Below are 18,746 nucleotides of genomic sequence, written 5' to 3'. Positions count from 1 at the left end.
GAAGGTTGGCGCGTTCCCGCCCGGTGCGCGATGATGCCGCGATGCGCAATGTGTCGAGTGTGGTGTCCGTGCTGGCCCTCGTCGGTCTGGCCGCGGCCACGGCCTGTGCCCCCGCCGACGAGTCGGCGCCCGGCACCTCGACCGCCGCGGCATCGGCGGCCCAGTGCACCAAGGACGGGCTGCCCACTCTGAAGAAGGGGTCGATCACCTTCGGCACCGACCAGCCGGCGTACCCGCCATGGTTCGTCGACGACGACCCGGCCAACGGCAAGGGCTTCGAGTCGGCCGTCGCCTACGCCGTCGCCGGCAAGCTGGGCTACACCCCTGCGGACGTGACGTGGGTGCGGGTGCCGTTCAACGCGGCGATCGCCCCGGGGCCCAAGACGTTCGACGCCAACCTCAACGAGTTCTCGATCACCGACGAACGCAAGCAAGCCGTCGACTTCTCGTCGCCGTACTTCGACGTGACCCAGGCCGTCCTGACGGTGAAGTCCTCCCCCGCCGCGGGAGTGAAGGGCGTCGCCGGCCTCAAGGGCCTCAAGCTCGGCGCCCAGGTCGGCACCACCAGTTACACGGCCGCTCAAGCGATCGACCCCGGCGTGGCGGTGTTCAACAACAACGACGACGCCAAGGCCGCGCTGACCAACGGCCAGATCGACGCGCTGGTGCTGGATCTGCCGACCGCCTTCGAGGTACAGAGCGAACTCACCGGCGGCGTCATCGTCGGCCAGTTGCCGCCGGGACAGGAGAAGGCCGAGCAGTTCGGCATCGTGCTCGACAAGGACAGCCCGCTGACGGCGTGCGTGTCCAAGGCCGTCGACGAGCTCGGCACCGACGGCGAGCTGTTCAAGCTGCAGAAGGTGTGGCTCACCGGCGCTGGCAACGCACCGGTCCTGTCGTGACGACGGCCGCCCTGGATCGGGTGGCCTACCGGCAGTCACGGGCCCGGCGGTCCACCCTGATCGCACTGGTGTCCACCGTCGTGTTCGCGGCGGTGCTGCTGTTGGCGGTGACGTCGTCGCCGGGCTGGCCCCGGGTCCGTGGCTCGTTCTTCAACCTCCGAATCGGCTGGGACAGCCTGCCCGCCTTGCTGGAGGGGCTGTGGCTCAACGTGCGCGTGCTGATCGTGTGCCAGGCGCTGATCCTGATCTTCGGGCTCGGGCTGGCCGCGGTGCGCACCCTGCGCGGTCCCGTCTGGTTTCCGTTGCGCGCGTTGGCAACCGGCTACGTAGACCTCTTCCGTGGGCTCCCGCTCCTGATCTGCCTCTACCTGGTCGGCTTCGGGTTGCCCGGACTACGGCTGTCGGGGGTGCCGAACAATCCCGTGCTGCTCGGCGGCCTCGCGCTGGTGCTGATCTACTCGGCCTACGTGGCCGAGGTGTTCCGGGCCGGCATCGAGTCGGTGCATCCGTCGCAGTTGGCGGCCGCGAAATCCCTTGGGCTGAACCATCGCCGGACCATGCAGCTGGTCGTCCTGCCGCAGGCGACGCGACGGGTGACACCCGCGCTGCTCAACGACTTCGTGGCCCTGCAGAAGGACTGTGGGCTCATCTCGGTGCTCGGCGCGGTCGACGCCGTGCGCGCCGCCCAGATTCAGGCGGCGACCACCTACAACTTCACCCCGTACGTCGTCGCGGGTCTGCTGTTCGTGGCGTTGGCGGTGCCGTCGGCGCGGTTGGCCGACTGGGCGGCCAAGCGCGTGGCGACCCGTCAGGGCGCGCTGTGACTCCGGTGTCGTCGACCCCGGTCTTGTCGGTGCGCGGCGTGACCAAGGCCTATCACGATCGTGCCGTCCTCACGGGCGTCGACCTCGACGTCGCCGAGCATCAGGTCGTCGTGCTGATCGGGGCCTCTGGATCCGGCAAGTCGACGCTGCTGCGGTGCGTCGACCTGCTCGAGGACGTCGACGACGGTCAGATCCTGTTGGACGGCCGCGACATCAGCGACCCGCGGATCGACGCCGACGAAGCGCGCCAGGCGATGGGCATGGTGTTCCAGTCGTTCAACCTGTTCCCCCACATGACCGCGCTGGCGAACGTGGCGCTGGCGCCGCGCGTGGTGCACGGGTCCAGCCGCCGGGAGGCCGAGGATCGCGGCCGAGAACTGTTGGGCCGGGTGGGGTTGTCCTCGCACGCCGACTCCTACCCCGACAAGTTGTCCGGAGGTCAGCAGCAGCGGGTGGCGATCGCCAGGGCGCTGGCGTACGAGCCTCGGCTGCTGCTGCTCGACGAGATCACCAGCGCGCTGGACCCCGAGTTGGTCGGTGAGGTGCTCACCCTCGTCGGCGAGTTGGCCGGCGCCGGTCGCACCATCGTCATGGCCACCCACGAGATGGCCTTCGCTCGGGAGGTGGCCGACACGGTGTGCTTCCTCGACGGCGGCCGCATCGTCGAATCCGGCCCGGCCGCCGAGGTGTTGACCAGTCCGAGAGAGGATCGGACGCGCCAGTTCCTTCAGCGCTTCACCGGCGGCCGCTGACCCTTGACCGGGTGCGTTAGATTGTGTTCGATATTGTGCGAATCTGTCTGACGAAGGGTGCCGCCGACGATGCTGGCCGCTGAACGACACGGTGCCATCCTGCGTGCCCTGCAGTCCGACGGATCCGTGCGCGTCGCCGACCTGGCCGAGGAGCTCGCCGTGTCGGAGATGACGGTGCGCCGCGACCTCGACGCCCTCGACGCCCAGCAGCTGCTGCGCAAGGTCCACGGCGGCGCCGTCTCGCGGCACAACCGCGGCGAGGAACCCCGCTCGGCGCAGAAGGCCAGCCAACAACGCGCGGAGAAGGCCGCCATCGCCACGACGGCGGCCGCGACCATCGCCGACGGCATGACGATCGCGATCGGCGCAGGAACCACCACCACCGAACTTGCCCGGCATCTGAGGACCCGGCCCTCGATCACCGTGGTCACCAACTCCGTCAACGTCTTTCGGGAACTCACCGACCCCGCAGCCGACGGATCGGACGCTCCCCTGGTCTACCTCAGCGGCGGGGTGCGCACACCGTCGGACGCACTGGTGGGGCCCGTCGCCGACGCCGCGATCGCCTCGTTCCGCGTGGACGCGACCTATCTCGGCGTGCACGGCGTCGACCCCGACGCGGGACTCACCTCGCCGAATGTCGCCGAGGCCCAGACCAACCGGACGCTGATCCAGATCGGCGGTCGCCTCGTGGTGCTCGCCGACCACACGAAGTACCGCGAGGTGGGCGCCTGCGTGTTCGCCCGACTCGACGACGTGCAGACGCTGATCTCCGACGACGGCCTCACCGCCGCCGACCGCGAACTGCTCGACGCCCGCGTGGGCGACCTGGTGATCGCATCGGCGGCCCGACGATGATCGCCCCCGTGCCCAACCCCTTCGCCTGGCCCCTCGCCGACGGCCGGCAGGCGTTGTTCTTCTCCCTGCCCGGGCACCACCCGTCCCCGGTCCCCGATCGGCGGCCGCTGCCCGCCCGGGGCGACGCCCGCTCGCAGGTGCGCTTCGACCGCCAGACCGGCCAGTGGGTCGCCATTGCGGCGTTGCGACAGGACCGCACCTACCTGCCGAGCGCGGATCAGTGTCCGCTGTGCCCCAGCCCGTCGGGAACCACCAGCGAGGTGCCCGCGCCCGACTACGACGTCGTCGTCTTCGAGAACCGCTTTCCCAGCCTCTCCGGGGCCGACGGGCGGACGTTCAGCCTCCCCGACGCCGGCGTCGACGACTTCGTCAGCGCCCCGGGACACGGTCGCTGCGAGGTCATTTCGTTCTCCAGCAGCCACCACACGTCGTTCGCCGAACTCTCACCGACCCATGCCCGCCTGGTGGTCGACGCCTGGCGTCACCGCACCGCCGACCTGATGAGCAGGCCAGGAATCGAGCAGGTGTTCTGCTTCGAGAATCGCGGCGAGGACATCGGGGTGACGCTCACCCATCCGCACGGGCAGATCTACGGCTACCCCTACCTGACCCCGCGCACGGCCCAGATGCTCGCGGAGGCCCGCGCGCACCGTCGACGCCACGGCACCAACCTGTTCGCCGACATCCTGGCCGGCGAGGTGGCCGACGCCGTCAGGGTGGTGGCCCGCAACGACCTGTTCACCGCGTTCGTTCCGTTCGCGGCACGCTGGCCGGTGGAGGTCCACCTCTATCCACACCGTCTGGTGCGCAACTTGTCCGAGCTCGACGACGCCGAACTCGACGCGTTTGCGTCGATCTACTGTGACCTGTTGAAGCGCTTCGACCGGCTGTATCCCTCTCCGCTGCCCTACATTTCGGCACTACACCAGTACCGCGACACCGAGGACCAGCGAGAGGGGTACTTCCACGTCGAGCTGATGTCGATTCGGCGCAGCGCCACCAAGCTGAAATACCTCGCCGGATCCGAGTCCGCGATGGACGCCTTCATCGGCGACGTGTTGCCCGAGACGGTCGCCGAACGACTGCGGGAGCTCGCCGCGTGACCGCCGACATTCGCTTCTCCGCACCCGGGCGGATCAACCTGATCGGCGAACACACCGACTACAACCAGGGTTTCGCACTGCCCATCGCGCTGCCGGACCGCACGACGGTGACCTTCCGGCCCGACGGCGGGGACGCGGTGGTCGTCCGCAGCGACCGCGAAGACGGCGAGGTGACGATCCCACTGCACACCATCCCGGGTGACGTCACCGGCTGGGCCGCCTACGTCGCGGGCGTGGTGTGGTCACTGCGGAGTTCCGGCCACCGGGTGGGTGGGGGCACCATGCACGTGGCGAGTCGCGTGGAGATGGGTTCGGGCCTGTCGTCGTCGGCAGCATTGGAATGCGCCGTGCTCGGCGCGCTGAGCGCCGCGGCCGGGCTCCGGATCCACCGCACCGAGCAGGCCCGCATCGCCCAGCGGGCCGAGAACGACTACGTCGGCGCGCCAACGGGTTTGATGGACCAACTGGCGTCCCTGTGCGGCGAGCCGCGACAGGCGCTGCTGATCGACTTTCGGGACGACAGCGTGACGCCGGTGCCGTTCGACCCCGCCGCCGCCGGCCTCGCGCTGCTTGTGGTCAACTCCAACGCCCCGCATCGGCATGCCGGCGGCGAATACGCCGCGCGGCGCGCCTCCTGCGAACGAGCGGCCGCCGCACTCGGCGTCGGGTCCCTGCGCGAGGTACAGGACCGTGGCGAGGCGGTGCTCGGCGGCGTCGCCGATCCGGTCGACGCCCGTCGCGCCAGACACATCCTGACGGAGAACCAACGCGTCGCCGACGTCGTCTCGGCGCTGGGTCGAGCCGACTTCGCGGCGGTCGGTCGGCTCTTCGACGCGTCGCACGCCTCGATGCGCGACGACTTCGAGATCACCACCGACCACGTCGACCTGATCGCCGACACCGCGGTCCGCGCGGGTGCGTTGGGGGCGCGGATGACGGGCGGCGGCTTCGGCGGTTGCGTCATCGCCCTCGTCGACGTCGACCGGTGTGACGTCGTGGCGGAGACGATCAGGCAGACCGTGGTGGACGCCGGTTTCCATCCGGCCACCGTCACCCGGACCCACGCCGCGGCCGGGGCGGGCGTCGAGACCGGTAGCTGATTCGCCCACGGCCGGTGCGGGCACCGCCAACAGGTCGGATGGTTCCGACGACGGGGTTCGGACGCCGAGGTGGGGAGCGCGGCCGAGCCGCGCTCCCCGTCGGGACTATCGGACGCGCCTCCTGTTCTCGACCGCCGCGACGCCGGCGTCGACCACCAGGAACGCCAGCAGGCTGAGCCCAAACAACGGCAGGAACCAGCCGACCGCGACGGTGACGAGGACCACCAACACCATTGTGGGCGTAGACGATTGGCGCAGCGCACCCCGCAGCGGTGGCCGGCCCACCGCCCACGCGCCCCCGCGCGTGGGCCTGCGCTGCCACCACATCCGGTAGCCGAGGATGATTCCGACGATCAGCCCGATGGCGACGAGCGCCAGCACCGCCTGGTTCAGCACGCCGAACAGCACTCCCATGTGGGCGTCGATCGCCCAGTTGGTCAGCTTGGCCAGGATGGGCCAGTCCGCGAAGTTCACCCGGTCGGTGACCCGACCCGTGCCGGGGTCGACCGTGATCGCGTCATAGCGCGTCGGCCAGTCGCGCTTCTTCTCGGCGACCTTCCACCCCTCCCCGGCCTCGGCTGGCGGGTACATCCACATCGGCCCGGACAAGCCGGCCTTCTGAGCGGCCGCCAACGCGACGTCGGCACCCTGGGAACCGTTGTCGCCCATGGGCATCGCCGCGTCGTGATGGTGCTCGGCCGGCATCGGGTCCGCACCCGGTGCGGCGGTCAACGCGGTGTCGACCGTCGGGGCGGTCATGTTCAGGTGTGCCTGGATCTGGTTGACCGATTGCCCGCCGTAGCGCGACCAGGTGACGCCGGTGACCGACAACCCGAGCAGCGCCACGACGACCCAGACGCCGAGCGCCCCGTGCCAGGACATCGCCTTGCGTCGGCCCGATACGGTCCGGTCCGGAGTCGCGAGACGGCGCAGTGTCCCGGTGCGGGCGCGCCGCCCGATCCACAGCATCAATCCCGACAGCGCGACCACCCAGAGCCAACTCGCGGCGAGCTCGCTGTAGTTGCGCCCGATCGCGCCCAGGTGCAGGTTGCGGTGCAGCTCGTCGAACCACGCCCGCAACGGCATCCACTGCCCGAAGGTGGTCAGGGCACCGCGGACCTCCCCGGTGTACGGGTCGACGAAGACCGTGCGGGCGTAGTCCGGTGGCACGTCCTGCACCGCGAGGGTGACCTGCGTCGTCTCGTTCGCCTCCGCGGGCGGGCGAATGCTCTCGACGGCACCCTCGGGGTGCACGGCGCGGACCGCGCTCAGCTGGTCGGCGAGGGGCAGCCGCGTCTCACCGACGTGGTCGACGGTGAGCTCGTGACGGAACACCGTCGAGTCGATCTGCGGTATCAGGGCGTACAGCAAGCCCGTGATGGCCGCAATCAGAATGAAGGGGCCGACGAAGACCCCGGCGTAGAAGTGCAGTCGCAGCAGCAGGGGCCGAATACCCGGGCGGCTGGGGCCATTTCGCGGCGGGGGCTCGCCCGCCGGGGCAACGGTTGACGGGTCGGTTCGATCGTCTGGGGTCGTGGTCACGACGAATGAGTTCCTTCGTGCGGGCACGGTGGCCCGCGATGGTGCGGAACCGTTGCCGCCACGAGGCGGCACGGCGATGGTCGGTGACGGGCGCTATGCGCCGAGCGGTGACCAGGCCGGCGGTGCGCGCATTCCCAGACCGGAACGCAAGGAATTCGTCCGGGGGACGACGACGTCGACGGGCCACCACGATCGTCTGACCACGGTCGGCGACCGGTCGACGGCGACCAGTCGAAGCCAGCTCGACACCGACGACGCGAGAACGTACAGGTACTCCGACGCGCTGATCAGCACACCCAGCACGACGGCGGCGCCGGCGTGTGCGGCGAGCATCGAGCCCGACGTCGTCACGACGCCGTGGTGTCCGCCGTCGACGACCAGCGCGAGGTGACCGAGGAGCTGCGCCCCGCACAGCGCCGCGACGAGGGCGGCGACGTCCACGGTGCGCCCGGTTCGCGGGATGCGGGAAGCGACGCCGCCCACCGTGGCGCACACCAAGAGCAGGGTCGGCGCGGCCGCACCCGACGGCAGGCCTCCGCCGCCAATGGTGTGGGCCAGTGCGGTCATCAGCGCCGAGCAGCCGCCGACCAACGCGCCGCGCAGCTGCGCGGCACGGGAGGAGGGCGAGCTCACCCGCCGCACCTTACCGTCGCGTCACCGGGCCGTCAGTCTCGGTGCTTCGGTCCCTTGTCTCTACCGTTGCCGGGGCCCTTGCCGGGCGGTGGGCCGGGCGGTTCGGCGGGTTGGACAGTGGTCGACGAGACCGGTTGCGGCGTCGTGCTCGTCGTCGTCGTCGGCGGCGGCGGGGTCGTGGTGGACGTGCCGACGGGGGCGGGGGCGTTCTGCGAGTTCGATTGCAGTGCCACGGCCACCGCGGCGGCGACGAGCGCGACGACCACCCCCACCACCGCCAGGATCGTCCGGCGCCGCGGCGGTCGGGGTGCGGAGCGCGGGTACGCGCTCGACACGACCGGTTCGAAGGGTGCGGTGAACACCCGCGTGACCGGTCGCGGACCCGCCAGGGCCGCCCGCATCTGGTCGGCACTGGCGAACCGGACTCGCGGATCGTGGGCGATCGCCCGTTCGATCACCGCGTCCAACGCGGGGTCGACGCCACCGGTGACCGACGCGAGCGGCACGTGCTGCCCGTGCAGGATCGCGAAGGCGAGGGCCTGAACGTCGTTCTGCGGGAACGGCGGTCGACCGGCAGCCAGCTCGTAACCGACCACGCCCACCGCATACAGGTCGTCGGCCACCGACGAGGGGGCCCCGGTCAAGCGCTGAGGACTGCTGTACGCCATCGTCCCCACCAGTTGACCCGTGGCGGTGTGCCCGGCGTCGCCGGTCTTGGCGATGCCGAAGTCGGCGACCTTGACGACCCCTCCCGGTCCGGCCGTCAACACGTTGGCCGGCTTGATGTCGCGGTGCACGACACCGGCAGCATGCGCGGCCGACAACGCGGCGAGGACCTCGTCGAGGATCACCCGCACCCGCATCGGTGGCAGTGGGCCACGCCCGAGTTCGTCGAGCAGAGTGCTTCCCGGCAGTCGCTCCATCACGATGTACGGGGTGCCGCCGTGATGACCGAAGTCGTGCACGGCAACGATGTTGGGGTGTGAGAGGCGCGCGGCCGCGCGGGCTTCCTCCTCGAACCGGGCCCGGGCGTCGGGCCGAGCGCCGAGGGCGGGATGGAGCAGCTTCACGGCGACCGCGCGGCCCAACCTGGTGTCCCAGCCGTCGCGGACCTCGGCCATCCCGCCGACGCCGAGCACGCCGCGGAGCTCGTAGCGCCCGCCGAGCACGTCAAACCCGGCCACTGGGCCTACGTTTCGAGCGTCGCGACGTCCTCAGCGGCCGGGCAGCCACTGCAGGCCCTTGACGAAGGGCGGCATGAACTTTGCCCACACCTTCGGCGGAAGACCGCGCGGCCCACCGAGATTGAGGACGCGGGTGGTCGCGATGGTCTGCGGCTCGGTGTACTTGACCAAACCCTCGGGTCCGTGGCGACGGCCCATCCCGGACACGCCCATGCCACCCATCGGCGCGGCGGTGCTGCCCCACGTCGGTGCGTAGCCCTCGTCGACGTTGACGGTGCCCGCGTGGATCCGGGTGGCGATCTCCTCGCCGTCGCGCTTGGTGGCGGCCCACACGCTGGCGTTCAACCCGTACTCGGTGTCGTTGGCGCGCGCGACGGCCTCGTCGACGTCCGCGACCGGGTAGATCGAGACCAGCGGGCCGAACGTCTCGTCGCGGTAGCACTCGGCGTCGGTGGGCACGTTGGTCAGCACGGTCGGCTCGAAGAACAGCGGCCCGAGGTCGGGTCGCGCCTTGCCACCCGCCACGACGGTCGCGCCCTTCACCTTCGCGTCGTCGACGTGGGCGGAGACGGCCTTCACCTGCTCCTCGGAGATCAGGCTGCCCATCTCGACGCCGAACTCGTAGCCGCCGCGCAGCGTCATCTTCCGGACGCGGTCGCCGAACACCCGGATGAACTCGTCGGCGATCGACTGCTCGACGTAGATGCGCTCGATGGAGATGCAGAGCTGCCCCGAGTTGGCGAAGCAGGCGCGCACGGCCGCGTCGGCGACCTCACGCAGGTTGGCGCCGGCCGCGACGATCATCGGGTTCTTGCCGCCGAGTTCCGCCGAGAAGCCGATGAGCCGCCGACCGGCCTGCTCGGCGAGCAGCTGACCGGTCGCGGTGGAGCCGGTGAACATCAGGTACTCGGTGTTCTCGACGAGCGCCGTGCCCACCACCGAGCCCTGGCCGGGGACGACGGCGAAGAGGTCGCGCGGCAGACCTGCGTCGTAGAGCAGCTCGACGCACGCCAACGCGCAATAGGGCGTCTGGCTGTCCGGCTTGAGCACCACTGCGTTGCCGGCAAGCAGGGCGGCGATCGCGTCGGACACCGCGAGCGTCATCGGGTAGTTCCACGGCGAGATGACGCCGACGACGCCCTTGGGCTGATACCGCACGACGGTCTTGGTCAGGCCGGGCAGCATGCCCGTCACCCGCTGCGGGCGCAGCAGCTTCGGGGCGACGCGCGCGTAGTGGCGCGCCGTCATCGCGATGTCGAGGATCTCCTCCTGGGCGGCGTTGCGGGACTTCCCCGTCTCGGCCTGTGCCATGTCCATCAGCGGTTCGAGGTTCTTCAGCACGAGGTCGCGGTAGCGGTGGAAGATCGCGGCCCGCTCGGCGACCGGCCGGGCCGACCACTCCTTCTGGGCCACCCGGGCGCGCGCGATGGCATCCTTGGCGTCCTGCGCGGTCCCCACCGGGATCGTCGCCAGCTCCTGGCCGGTGAACACCTCGACCACCGAACGGGTGGGGCGTTCGGAGGCGTCCGGGATGGCGATCAGGCCGGCAAGACGCGCAAACGTGGCGGCGGACGGTGCGGGCATGATGGCTCCTCGGACGATGGATCGTGGTGATCGGCTGTCACCGCAGTTCTACCCGATTGGACGAGTCGGCAAAGATGCGGCCGCGGCAGGGGTGGGGCGTGAATTCACTCGCGACGGATCGGTCGTCGTAGGATTCCCTCGCCCGGCGACCGCCATGGCAACCACAGGACAGATAGCCCTATGACCACCCACCAGCGATTGTCCGACCGCTACGAACTCGGGGACATCCTCGGGTTCGGTGGCATGTCGGAGGTTCACCTCGCCCGTGACGTGCGGCTTCACCGCGACGTCGCGGTCAAGGTGCTGCGCGCTGACCTGGCCAGGGATCCGACGTTCTTCCTGCGCTTCAGTCGTGAGGCGCGCAACGCCGCGGGGCTGAACCATCCCGCCATCGTCGCGGTCTACGACAGCGGGGAGGCCGACACCCCCGACGGGCCGCTGCCCTACATCGTGATGGAGTACGTGGACGGCGTCACGCTGCGCGACATCGTGCGCAACGACGGCCCGGTCGAGCCTCGCCGGGCCGTCGAGATCATCGCCGACGCCTGCCAAGCCCTGAACTACAGCCATCAAAACGGCATCGTTCACCGCGACGTCAAGCCCGCCAACATCATGATCGACCGCGCCGGCGCGGTGAAGGTGATGGACTTCGGCATCGCCCGCGCACTGCACGACGACGGCGCCAAGCTGACCCAGACCTCCGCCGTCATCGGCACCGCCCAATATCTGTCGCCCGAGCAGGCCAGCGGTGAAACCGTCGACGCCCGCTCCGACGTGTACTCGCTGGGCTGCGTGTTCTACGAATTGCTCACCGGGGAGCCGCCGTTCGTCGGCGACACCCCCGTCTCCGTGGCCTACCAGCACGTCCGAAAGGACCCGCCGCCACCGTCGCGACGCAACCCGGCGTTGTCCCCCGACCTGGACGCCGTGGTGCTCAAGTCCCTCGCGAAGAACCCCGCCAACCGCTACCAGACCGCCGCCGAGATGCGCGACGACCTGATCCGCGTCCGCGACGGTCTGACACCCGCGGCGCCGAAGGTCTTCACCGACGCCGAACACGCCGACCTCGCCTCCACGTCACCCGGGCATCGCCGGGCCGCCCGCGTCGGCGGCTCGGGCCGGCGGTGGCTGGCCGCAGGGGCGATGCTGGCCGTGCTTGCGATCGTCGTGACGATTGCCGTGACGGTGTTCGTCGGCGATCGGCAACGCGTCCCGGACGTTCGCGGTCAGGGGCAGGCGGACGCCCAGGTGTCCCTGCAGAACCTCGGGTTCAAGACCATCGTCAACCCCGAAGCGAGTTCGACGGTGCGACGCGGGATCGTCATCAGCACGGACCCCGGCGCCGACTCGACCGCCCGGGTCGACGACACCATCGCCATCAACGTCTCCAGCGGCCCGGAGCAGCGCCAGGTTCCCGACGTCTCCAATCTCAGCCCGTCGGCCGCCGCCGACAAGCTGAAGGAGGCCGGTTTTGGCGACGTGGGGCAGACCGACTCGCCCTCCCCCACGGTGCCCAAGGGTGCGGTGAGCGGCACCAGCCCCGCCGCGGGGTCGACGGCCCCCGTCACCGACGAGATCACCATGCTGGTCAGTACGGGTCCCGGCGCCGTGGCGGTGCCGGACGTGGTCACGCAGCCCGGCGACGTGGCGACGAAGAACCTGACCATCGCGGGGTTCACGAAGATCCTCACCGCGCCGGTCGACAGTCTGTTGCCCGCCGGGCAGGTGGTGGCCACCGACCCGGCGGCCAACACGGAACTCGCCGTCGACGCGCCGGTCACCCTGAAGGTCTCCAAGGGAAACCAGGTACTGATGCCCGACTTGACGGGCCAGTTCCACGACGCCGTCGTGCAGCGTCTGGCTCAACTGGGCTTCACCGTGCCGGTCACCGTCGGGCCCGCGGTCGACGCCGGCTCCGCCGGTCACTTCAAGGTGGTGCAGCAGGATCCCCCGCCCAACACCCCCGTGAACCGCGACGCCACGGTGACCGTCAACTACGGCTCCTGACCGTCGGCAGTCGAACATTGGCGATGCGGGCTAATATTCGCTAGTGCGTGACCACTGGCCTCTGACGGGCCGGAAAGACGAGGTCGCCGAGATCAACCGTTTGTTTGCCGTCGACGGTCTACGCGGGGTGGTACTCGCGGGCAAGCCCGGGGTCGGCAAGTCGCGGTTGGCCCGCGAAGCGGTGCTGGCGGCCGCCGGCGCGGGGTGGAGTGTACGAAGCATCGTCGCCACCGCGACCAGTCAAGCCATCCCGCTTGGTGCCTTCGCTCGGTGGACCGACGACGCCGGGGGCGCGCCGCACGCCTTGGCCCGGCGCGTCGTCGACGCCCTCACCGTCGACGGTGAATTGGGTCGCCTCGTCGTGTTCGTCGACGACGCGCACCTGCTCGACGACTTGTCGGCCCTGGTGGTGCACCAGCTCGTCGAATCGCACACCGCCACGGTCATCCTCACCCTGCGTACGGGCGAACCCGCGCCCGACGCCGTGACCGCGTTGTGGCAGAGCGGTGCGCTGCGCCGACGAGACGTCGAGCCGTTGACTCGCCACGACACCGACCGCCTGCTGGCGGCGGCGTTCGGGGCCACCCCGGATGAGCAATGCGGTGACGCGGTGTGGCGTCTCACCGCCGGGAACGCTTTGTTCCTCCGTGAACTGGTCGACCAGGAGGTCACGGCCGGGCGCATGGTGGTCACCCAGGGACACCTGCGGTGGCTGGGCAGCGTCGCCATCTCGGGATCACTCGCCGAACTGGTGGACGCGCAGATCGGCGCCATCCCCGTCGAGGTGCGCGACGTGGTGGACCTGGTCGCCGTCTCCGAACCGGCCGACTGGCATTGCGTGAGGCTGATCGCCGACCAGATTGCCGTCGAGCACGCCGAGCAGCTCGGATTGATCCGGACGGCGGGCGACGAGGTCTTCATCGGTCACCCGATGTATGCCGAGGTGCGCCTGAGCCGGTGCGGTTCAGCGCGCCTGCGCCGCCTTCGTGGCCAGGTGGCCACCGCGATGAAGGACGGCGGGAGTCCCGCGAAGGTCATGAAGCGCGGACTGCTGTGGTTGGAATCCGACCTTCCCAGCGACACCGACGTCCTGCTGTCGGCCGCCCAGGCGGCGATTTCGCTGCTGGACTTCGAGACCGCCGAGCGGCTGTTCACCGCCGCGACCGACACGGGCATCGGCCCAGAAGCCCGTGTATCCCTCGCCTTTTCGTTGTTCATGTCACAGAAGGGCGATCGCGTCCTTGAAGTGCTCGACGACGTGGAGGCCGACGAGGCCACGCGGTCGGCGTTCATCAACGAGGTGGTGGTGCGCGCGTCGAATCTGCTGTGGCCGATGCGGTCACCGGAACGTTCGTGGCGTCTCGTCGACGAGGCACTCAAGACCGCCCGCGGTGCGCATCGACAGCAACTGCTGGTGTTCCGCGCGAACCAGCTTGCGATGGCCGCACGCCCCCTCGAGGTGCTGGCGACCATGGCCGAGGTCGCCTACGACGATCTCGACGACTACGGCGCCGCGATGGGTTACGGCGCCGAGAGCATGGCCTGCGGTGAACTCGGGAGAACCGACCGGTCCGCGGAGATGGCGGTGGCGGCCGGTCGGGTGCTGAAGACCAGTGATCAAGGCAAGTTCCTCCGTCAGCCGGTGACCGAGTTCCACACGTTCGCCCTGACGGCGGCGGGGCGAATTGCCGAGGCCGTCGAGATCGGCGAGCGCAACTTTCGCGCCCAGCGCGACGAACCCGCGGCAGCGCGGGCGGTGGCGGCGGAGATCCTCGGGATGGCCATGCTGGCCGCCGGCGACCTCAGCGCAGCGCTGCTACATCTGCCCGATGACGCGAGCTCGTTGGCCGCCAACAGCTTTCACGTGGCCAACAGCTTTCACCGATTCCACCTGCTGCGCGCCCAAGCGTTGGCACGCTCCGGCGACGGCCACGCCGCCGACCGCGCGCTGCAGACAGCTCGCGCTCATTCGCATCCCGCCTACGTGTACGTCGGGTCCAGCGAGTCGTTGACCGAGGCCTGGGTGGCCGCCGTTCAGATGCGGGTGAGCGAGGCGCGTCAGTTGGCCAGGACGGCGGCGGCGTACGCCCGCGGCCACGACCAGCTGGCCCGAGAGGTGTGGTGCCTGCAGACCGCGGTGCAGTTCGACGACACCGAGGCCGCCGATCGCCTGGCCGAGCTGGCGTTGCTGGTCGACGGTCCGCGCGCCGCCGTCGCGGCGCGCTACGCCGCCGCGGTGGCCGCCGACGACGCCGACGAACTAGACCGCACTGCAGCTGAATTCGAGCACATGGGTGACCTCCTGACCGCTGCCGACGCGGCGGGACAGGCCGCGACGTCACACCGCCGATCGGGCCGGGTGGGCAGCGCGATGACGGCGGCGGCGTCATCACGGCGGTTGGCCGCCGCGTGCGGCGGTGCGACGAGTCCGGCGATGGTCGCGGCCTCCTTCACCCCGCCGTTCAGCAGCCGCGAGCGCGAGATCGCGGTGCTCGTGGCGCAGGGGTTGACCAATCGCCAGATCGCCGAGTCGGTGTCGCTTTCCGTACGGACGGTCGAAAGTCACGTCTATCGCGCCAGCAACAAGGCCGGGGTGAACGGGCGCGCCGGTCTCGCCGCGATGATGCGCGGCACGGAGGCGTGAGGTGGCCGCGTCCGGTCAGGACAGGCCCGCGACGATCGAGGTGCGGGGTGCACGCGTCCACAATCTCGCGGACGTCGACGTCGACGTACCCCTGCACCAAATGGTGGCCATCGCAGGCGTTTCGGGCTCGGGCAAGTCGTCGCTGGCGATGGGCGTGCTCTACGCCGAGGGATCGCGGCGGTACGTCGAGGCACTTTCGACCTACACCCGCCGCAGGATGTCGCACGCCACGAAGGCCACCGTCGACTCCGTCCGGCACGTGCCGGCGGCGCTGGCGCTGCGACAACGGCTCGGGGTTCCCGGCGCCCGCAGCACGTTCGGCACCTCGACGGAACTCCTCAACGTCCTGCGCCTGATGTTCTCCCGGCTGGGCGAACACCTCTGCCCGAACGGACATCGCCAGCAGCCGACGATCGACGTCGCCGCCGGCCTCGACCTGACGTGCCCGGTCTGCGGCGTCACGTTCACCCCGCCTGGTGCCGAAGCGCTCGCCTTCAACTCCGACGGCGCGTGCCCGACCTGCGGCGGCCTGGGGTGGTGCGCGTGATCGACGACGATCTGCTGGTTCCCGACCCCTCGAAGACCATCGCCGACGGCGCAGTGGCCCCCTGGAAGATGATGGGCCTGACCGTCATGCCGCAAATGGTCGGTGAACTCGGCGTGCGGACCGACGTGCCCTACCGCGATCTCACCGATGCGGAACGCGACGTCGTGTTGCACGGCCCCGCCGAGAAGCACCTCATCACCGTTCCGTCGAAGAGCGGCAAGCTGTTCGAGGTCAACTTCACCTACCGCAACGCCCGCCTGGCCGTGCAGGAAGCACTCGACAAAGCCGCCAGCGAGGGCGGCCTCACCCGGGTCAACAAGTTCATCCACACCGGCACCTGCCCCACGTGCCACGGCACCAGACTCAGCGACCAGGCCCTCGGCACACACGTCAAGGGGCTGAACCTGGCCGAGGCCACGGCTCACACGCTCGACGCGGTGATCGCCTGGGCGCCAACGGTCGTCGACGCCCAGCCCGCAGAGATGCACACGATGGCGACGGTGATCGTCGGTCAGCTCCTCGAGATGGCCGAGAGGCTCATCGAACTCGGCCTCGGCTATCTGGGCTTGGACCGGCCCAGCGCGACGCTGTCCACCGGTGAGCGCCAACGGGTTCAGCTCGCCCGCGCGGTGAGAAACCAGACCACCGGCGTGCTCTACGTCCTCGACGAGCCCTCGATCGGCCTGCACCCGTCCAACGTCGACGGCCTCAACGGCGTCATCCGCGACCTGCTGCGCGACGGAAACTCCGTCGTGCTGGTCGACCACGACGTCCAGGTCCTGCGCGAAGCGGACTGGTTCGTCGAGATGGGCCCCGGGTCGGGGGGCGAGGGGGGCACCCTCCTCGCGGAGGGCACGCTGACCGACCTGGTGGGCAACCCGTCGTCGCTGATCGCCGGATTCCTCGACGGTACCGAGCCGATTCGCCTGCGCGCCAACGTATCATCCGAGCAGCTGTTCGACCACGGCCGGATCCGGCTGTCCACTCGCCCGCTTCACACGGTGCACGCGCTCGACGTCGAGATCCCCAAGGGTCGGCTGACCGCGGTCACCGGGGTGTCCGGATCGGGCAAGACCACGCTGGTCCTGGAGAGTCTGGTGCCGGCGCTGCAGACTGCCGCGGCCGGTGAGCCGCTGCCCGCGCACGTCTCCTCCGTGGAGTCCTCGGGCGTCGCGCGGGTCAACGTCATCGACGCCACCCCCATCGGCACCAACGTACGGTCCACCGTCGCCACCTACAGCGGTGTGCTCGACGATCTACGCCGCGCCTACGCCGCGCTCGCGGAGTCGACGCGGCGCGGCCTCACCGCGTCGGACTTCTCCTACAACACCGGGTCGCTACGCTGCCCACGGTGTGAGGGCACCGGCGAGATCTCCCTCGACGTGCAGTTCCTCCCCGACGTCGAGGTTGCCTGCCCGGTGTGCGACGGCACGCGGTACGACCCGGCGGCGCGAGCCATGCGACGACCCGGTGGCCTGTCGCTGCCCGAACTGCTCTGCCTCACCGTCAGGCAGGCGCTTCCGGTCACCGAGGATCTGCCGAAGGTGCAGAAGAAGCTGCACACGCTTGTCGACCTCGGGCTGGGTTACCTGACCCTCGGCGAGGACACCCCGGCGTTGTCGGGCGGCGAGGCCCAACGGCTCAAGCTCGCAACCGAACTCGGGCGCAAGCAATCCGACGCGCTGTTCGTCCTGGACGAGCCCAGCGTCGGCCTGCATCCCCTCGACGTCCGCGTTCTGCTCGGGGTGGTCGACCGCCTTGGCGCGAAGGGCGCCACCGTCGTCGTCATCGAGCACGACCTCGACATGATCGCCAACGCCGACTACGTCGTCGACATGGGACCCGGCGGCGGTGCCGCGGGCGGAACCGTCGTCGCCACGGGCACGCCGGCCGAGATCGCCGACCACCCGGCCAGCGTCACCGGGCGCTACCTCACTCCCCCGGCCAAGGTGCAGTAGTCCAGCCCCGCGGGTGCCACATACTTCAGTAGCGCGTTACTGCACCCAACCGGCCCGACAGCCCCCACAATCGGCAGGCGGTGAGTCACGGTGATCCACCGCCCTTTACCGATGGGTGTGCATGAACCACGCGCGGCAAGTCGAACGAGTTCACGCTCCAGCGATCGCCGGACTCGGCCGATGCTGAGCTGGTTGGCGGTGGCGGTGCTCGTCATCGTGGTGACGACCGCCGTCGTGGTGAAGCTACTGGCACGCAGGCGCGCGCCCGACCCCGGCTGGTTCATCGACAGCACCCGTGCCGCAGGGGCTCTCACCGTGATCGGCACCATGTTCGCGGTGCTGCTGGCCTTCACCATCTTCTACGCGCTGCAGAACTACCAGCGTGCCCGCGACGGCGGCACCATGGAGGCCATCTCGGTCACCGAGCTGCACAACGTGGCCGACGTGCTGGAAGGGCACACCGGAACACGGCTGCACGGCGACCTGATCTGCTACTCGCGAGCCGTGATATCACAGGAGTGGCCGGCCATGGAGCGCGGCGAATCGTCTGCGACGGTGCAGAACTGGGTCGACACGATGGCCGCCGACTTCGAGGCCACCAATCCGACGAACGCGAAGCAGGAAGCCGCCTACGGTCAATGGTTCGACCAGCAGGCGCAGCGCCGCGACGGCCGCCGGGCCCGCTCCGCCGAAGCCGCCCCCTCGGTGCCACCACCGCTGTGGATCGTTCTGGGCATCGGCGCAGCAGCCATCCTCAGCTACATGTGCGTACAGGCCGACCGTCGTGAGAGCGCCGTCATCCAGGCGGTGCCCATCGCGTTCGTCTCGGCGTTGGTGACCTCGGCCCTACTCGTCGTGGCGTTCCTGGACCATCCCTACGACGACTGGTCGGGCAGCCTGCAGCCCGACCAGATGCGAGTGACGTTGCGACTGATCGACGACGGGCACGCCGCTCCGTGCGACGCGCGTGGGGATCCCACGACGTAGGAGCGGCGAACTGCGACGTTCGCCTGCGACTGACCTGCCCAGCTCCGGGTGGGGACCCGCACTCCAAGTCTCTATCACCGGCGATATCACTGCATGGGTGATATCGCCGGTGATAGAGACT

13 protein-coding genes and 1 pseudogene are annotated in these 18,746 nt (G+C 70.0%); 10 read left to right on the top strand and 4 right to left on the bottom strand.

The features are described from left to right. Positions 1 to 41: 41 nt before the first annotated feature. From H7J06_RS09955 to H7J06_RS09930, 6 genes are all read left to right on the top strand, one after another. Positions 42 to 902 (top strand): ABC transporter substrate-binding protein, encoded by an 861-nt coding sequence (locus tag H7J06_RS09955; protein ID WP_264038595.1) that lies wholly within the window; start codon positions 42 to 44, stop codon positions 900 to 902. After that, positions 899 to 1,726, top strand: coding sequence for an amino acid ABC transporter permease (locus H7J06_RS09950; protein WP_264038594.1), 828 nt, complete (start codon positions 899 to 901; stop codon positions 1,724 to 1,726). Before H7J06_RS09955 ends, H7J06_RS09950 begins: the two co-directional genes overlap by 4 nt. A 38-nt stretch (positions 1,727 to 1,764) precedes the next feature. Then, positions 1,765 to 2,478 carry an amino acid ABC transporter ATP-binding protein gene (locus tag H7J06_RS09945; RefSeq protein ID WP_264038593.1) on the top strand — a complete coding sequence of 238 codons (714 nt, stop codon included), beginning with the start codon at positions 1,765 to 1,767 and terminating at the stop codon, positions 2,476 to 2,478. 69 nt (positions 2,479 to 2,547) lie between these two features. After that, the gene (locus H7J06_RS09940) at positions 2,548 to 3,336 is read left to right on the top strand and encodes a DeoR/GlpR family DNA-binding transcription regulator (protein ID WP_264038592.1); all 789 of its coding nucleotides are present in this window, start codon (positions 2,548 to 2,550) and stop codon (positions 3,334 to 3,336) included. Further along, positions 3,333 to 4,439, top strand: coding sequence for a galactose-1-phosphate uridylyltransferase (gene galT, locus H7J06_RS09935; RefSeq protein WP_372515277.1), 1,107 nt, complete (start codon positions 3,333 to 3,335; stop codon positions 4,437 to 4,439). The genes H7J06_RS09940 and galT overlap by 4 nt, the downstream gene beginning before the upstream one ends. Continuing rightward, positions 4,436 to 5,539, top strand: a complete 1,104-nt coding sequence (locus H7J06_RS09930; RefSeq protein ID WP_264038589.1) for a galactokinase — start codon at positions 4,436 to 4,438, stop codon at positions 5,537 to 5,539. Before galT ends, H7J06_RS09930 begins: the two co-directional genes overlap by 4 nt. 105 nt (positions 5,540 to 5,644) lie before the next feature. Here H7J06_RS09930 and H7J06_RS09925 read toward each other — a convergent pair whose 3' ends face one another. The 4 genes from H7J06_RS09925 to H7J06_RS09910 all read right to left on the bottom strand — a co-directional run bounded on the left by H7J06_RS09925 (position 5,645) and on the right by H7J06_RS09910 (position 10,482). Next, on the bottom strand, positions 5,645 to 7,081 hold the full coding sequence (locus tag H7J06_RS09925; protein ID WP_264038588.1) for a PepSY-associated TM helix domain-containing protein: 1,437 nt from the start codon (positions 7,079 to 7,081) through the stop codon (positions 5,645 to 5,647). A 93-nt stretch (positions 7,082 to 7,174) separates the two neighbouring features. Continuing rightward, positions 7,175 to 7,714, bottom strand: a complete 540-nt coding sequence (locus H7J06_RS09920) for a hypothetical protein (RefSeq protein ID WP_264038586.1) — start codon at positions 7,712 to 7,714, stop codon at positions 7,175 to 7,177. A 32-nt stretch (positions 7,715 to 7,746) separates the two neighbouring features. Next, a complete protein-coding gene (locus H7J06_RS09915) occupies positions 7,747 to 8,898 on the bottom strand; it encodes a serine/threonine-protein kinase (RefSeq protein WP_264038583.1) in 1,152 nt (383 codons plus the stop codon). A gap of 30 nt (positions 8,899 to 8,928) precedes the next feature. Further along, entirely contained in the window at positions 8,929 to 10,482 is a 1,554-nt protein-coding gene (locus H7J06_RS09910) for a succinic semialdehyde dehydrogenase (protein ID WP_264038582.1), read from the bottom strand. 180 nt (positions 10,483 to 10,662) lie between these two features. Here H7J06_RS09910 and pknB point away from each other — a divergent pair, with 180 nt between their 5' ends. The 4 genes and pseudogenes from pknB to H7J06_RS09890 all read left to right on the top strand — a co-directional run bounded on the left by pknB (position 10,663) and on the right by H7J06_RS09890 (position 18,625). After that, positions 10,663 to 12,489, top strand: coding sequence for a Stk1 family PASTA domain-containing Ser/Thr kinase (gene pknB / locus H7J06_RS09905; RefSeq protein WP_264038580.1), 1,827 nt, complete (start codon positions 10,663 to 10,665; stop codon positions 12,487 to 12,489). 43 nt (positions 12,490 to 12,532) lie between these two features. Beyond that, positions 12,533 to 15,133, top strand: a complete 2,601-nt coding sequence (locus tag H7J06_RS32350; protein ID WP_264038578.1) for a helix-turn-helix transcriptional regulator — start codon at positions 12,533 to 12,535, stop codon at positions 15,131 to 15,133. Between the two features lie 100 nt (positions 15,134 to 15,233). Further along, positions 15,234 to 17,638, top strand: a pseudogene (locus H7J06_RS09895) (excinuclease ABC subunit UvrA). Between the two features lie 180 nt (positions 17,639 to 17,818). Beyond that, complete coding sequence (locus H7J06_RS09890) at positions 17,819 to 18,625, top strand: bestrophin-like domain (RefSeq protein WP_264038577.1); 807 nt, start codon at positions 17,819 to 17,821, stop codon at positions 18,623 to 18,625. Positions 18,626 to 18,746 lie beyond the last annotated feature (121 nt).

The organism is Mycolicibacterium hodleri (genome assembly GCF_025822245.1).
Taxonomy (GTDB): domain Bacteria; phylum Actinomycetota; class Actinomycetes; order Mycobacteriales; family Mycobacteriaceae; genus Mycobacterium; species Mycobacterium hodleri.
The sequence above is the reverse complement of the archived record's forward strand: the minus strand, read 5'-3'. Positions and strand labels throughout refer to the sequence as shown.

Coding starts and splice junctions, on each gene's coding strand:
- H7J06_RS09955 (WP_264038595.1), top strand. CDS start 42: ATGCGCAATGTGTCGAGTGTGGTGTCCGTGCTGGCCCTCGTCGGTCTG.
- H7J06_RS09940 (WP_264038592.1), top strand. CDS start 2,548: ATGCTGGCCGCTGAACGACACGGTGCCATCCTGCGTGCCCTGCAGTCC.
- galT (WP_372515277.1), top strand. CDS start 3,333: ATGATCGCCCCCGTGCCCAACCCCTTCGCCTGGCCCCTCGCCGACGGC.
- H7J06_RS09910 (WP_264038582.1), bottom strand. CDS start 10,482: ATGCCCGCACCGTCCGCCGCCACGTTTGCGCGTCTTGCCGGCCTGATC.
- pknB (WP_264038580.1), top strand. CDS start 10,663: ATGACCACCCACCAGCGATTGTCCGACCGCTACGAACTCGGGGACATC.
- H7J06_RS09890 (WP_264038577.1), top strand. CDS start 17,819: ATGCTGAGCTGGTTGGCGGTGGCGGTGCTCGTCATCGTGGTGACGACC.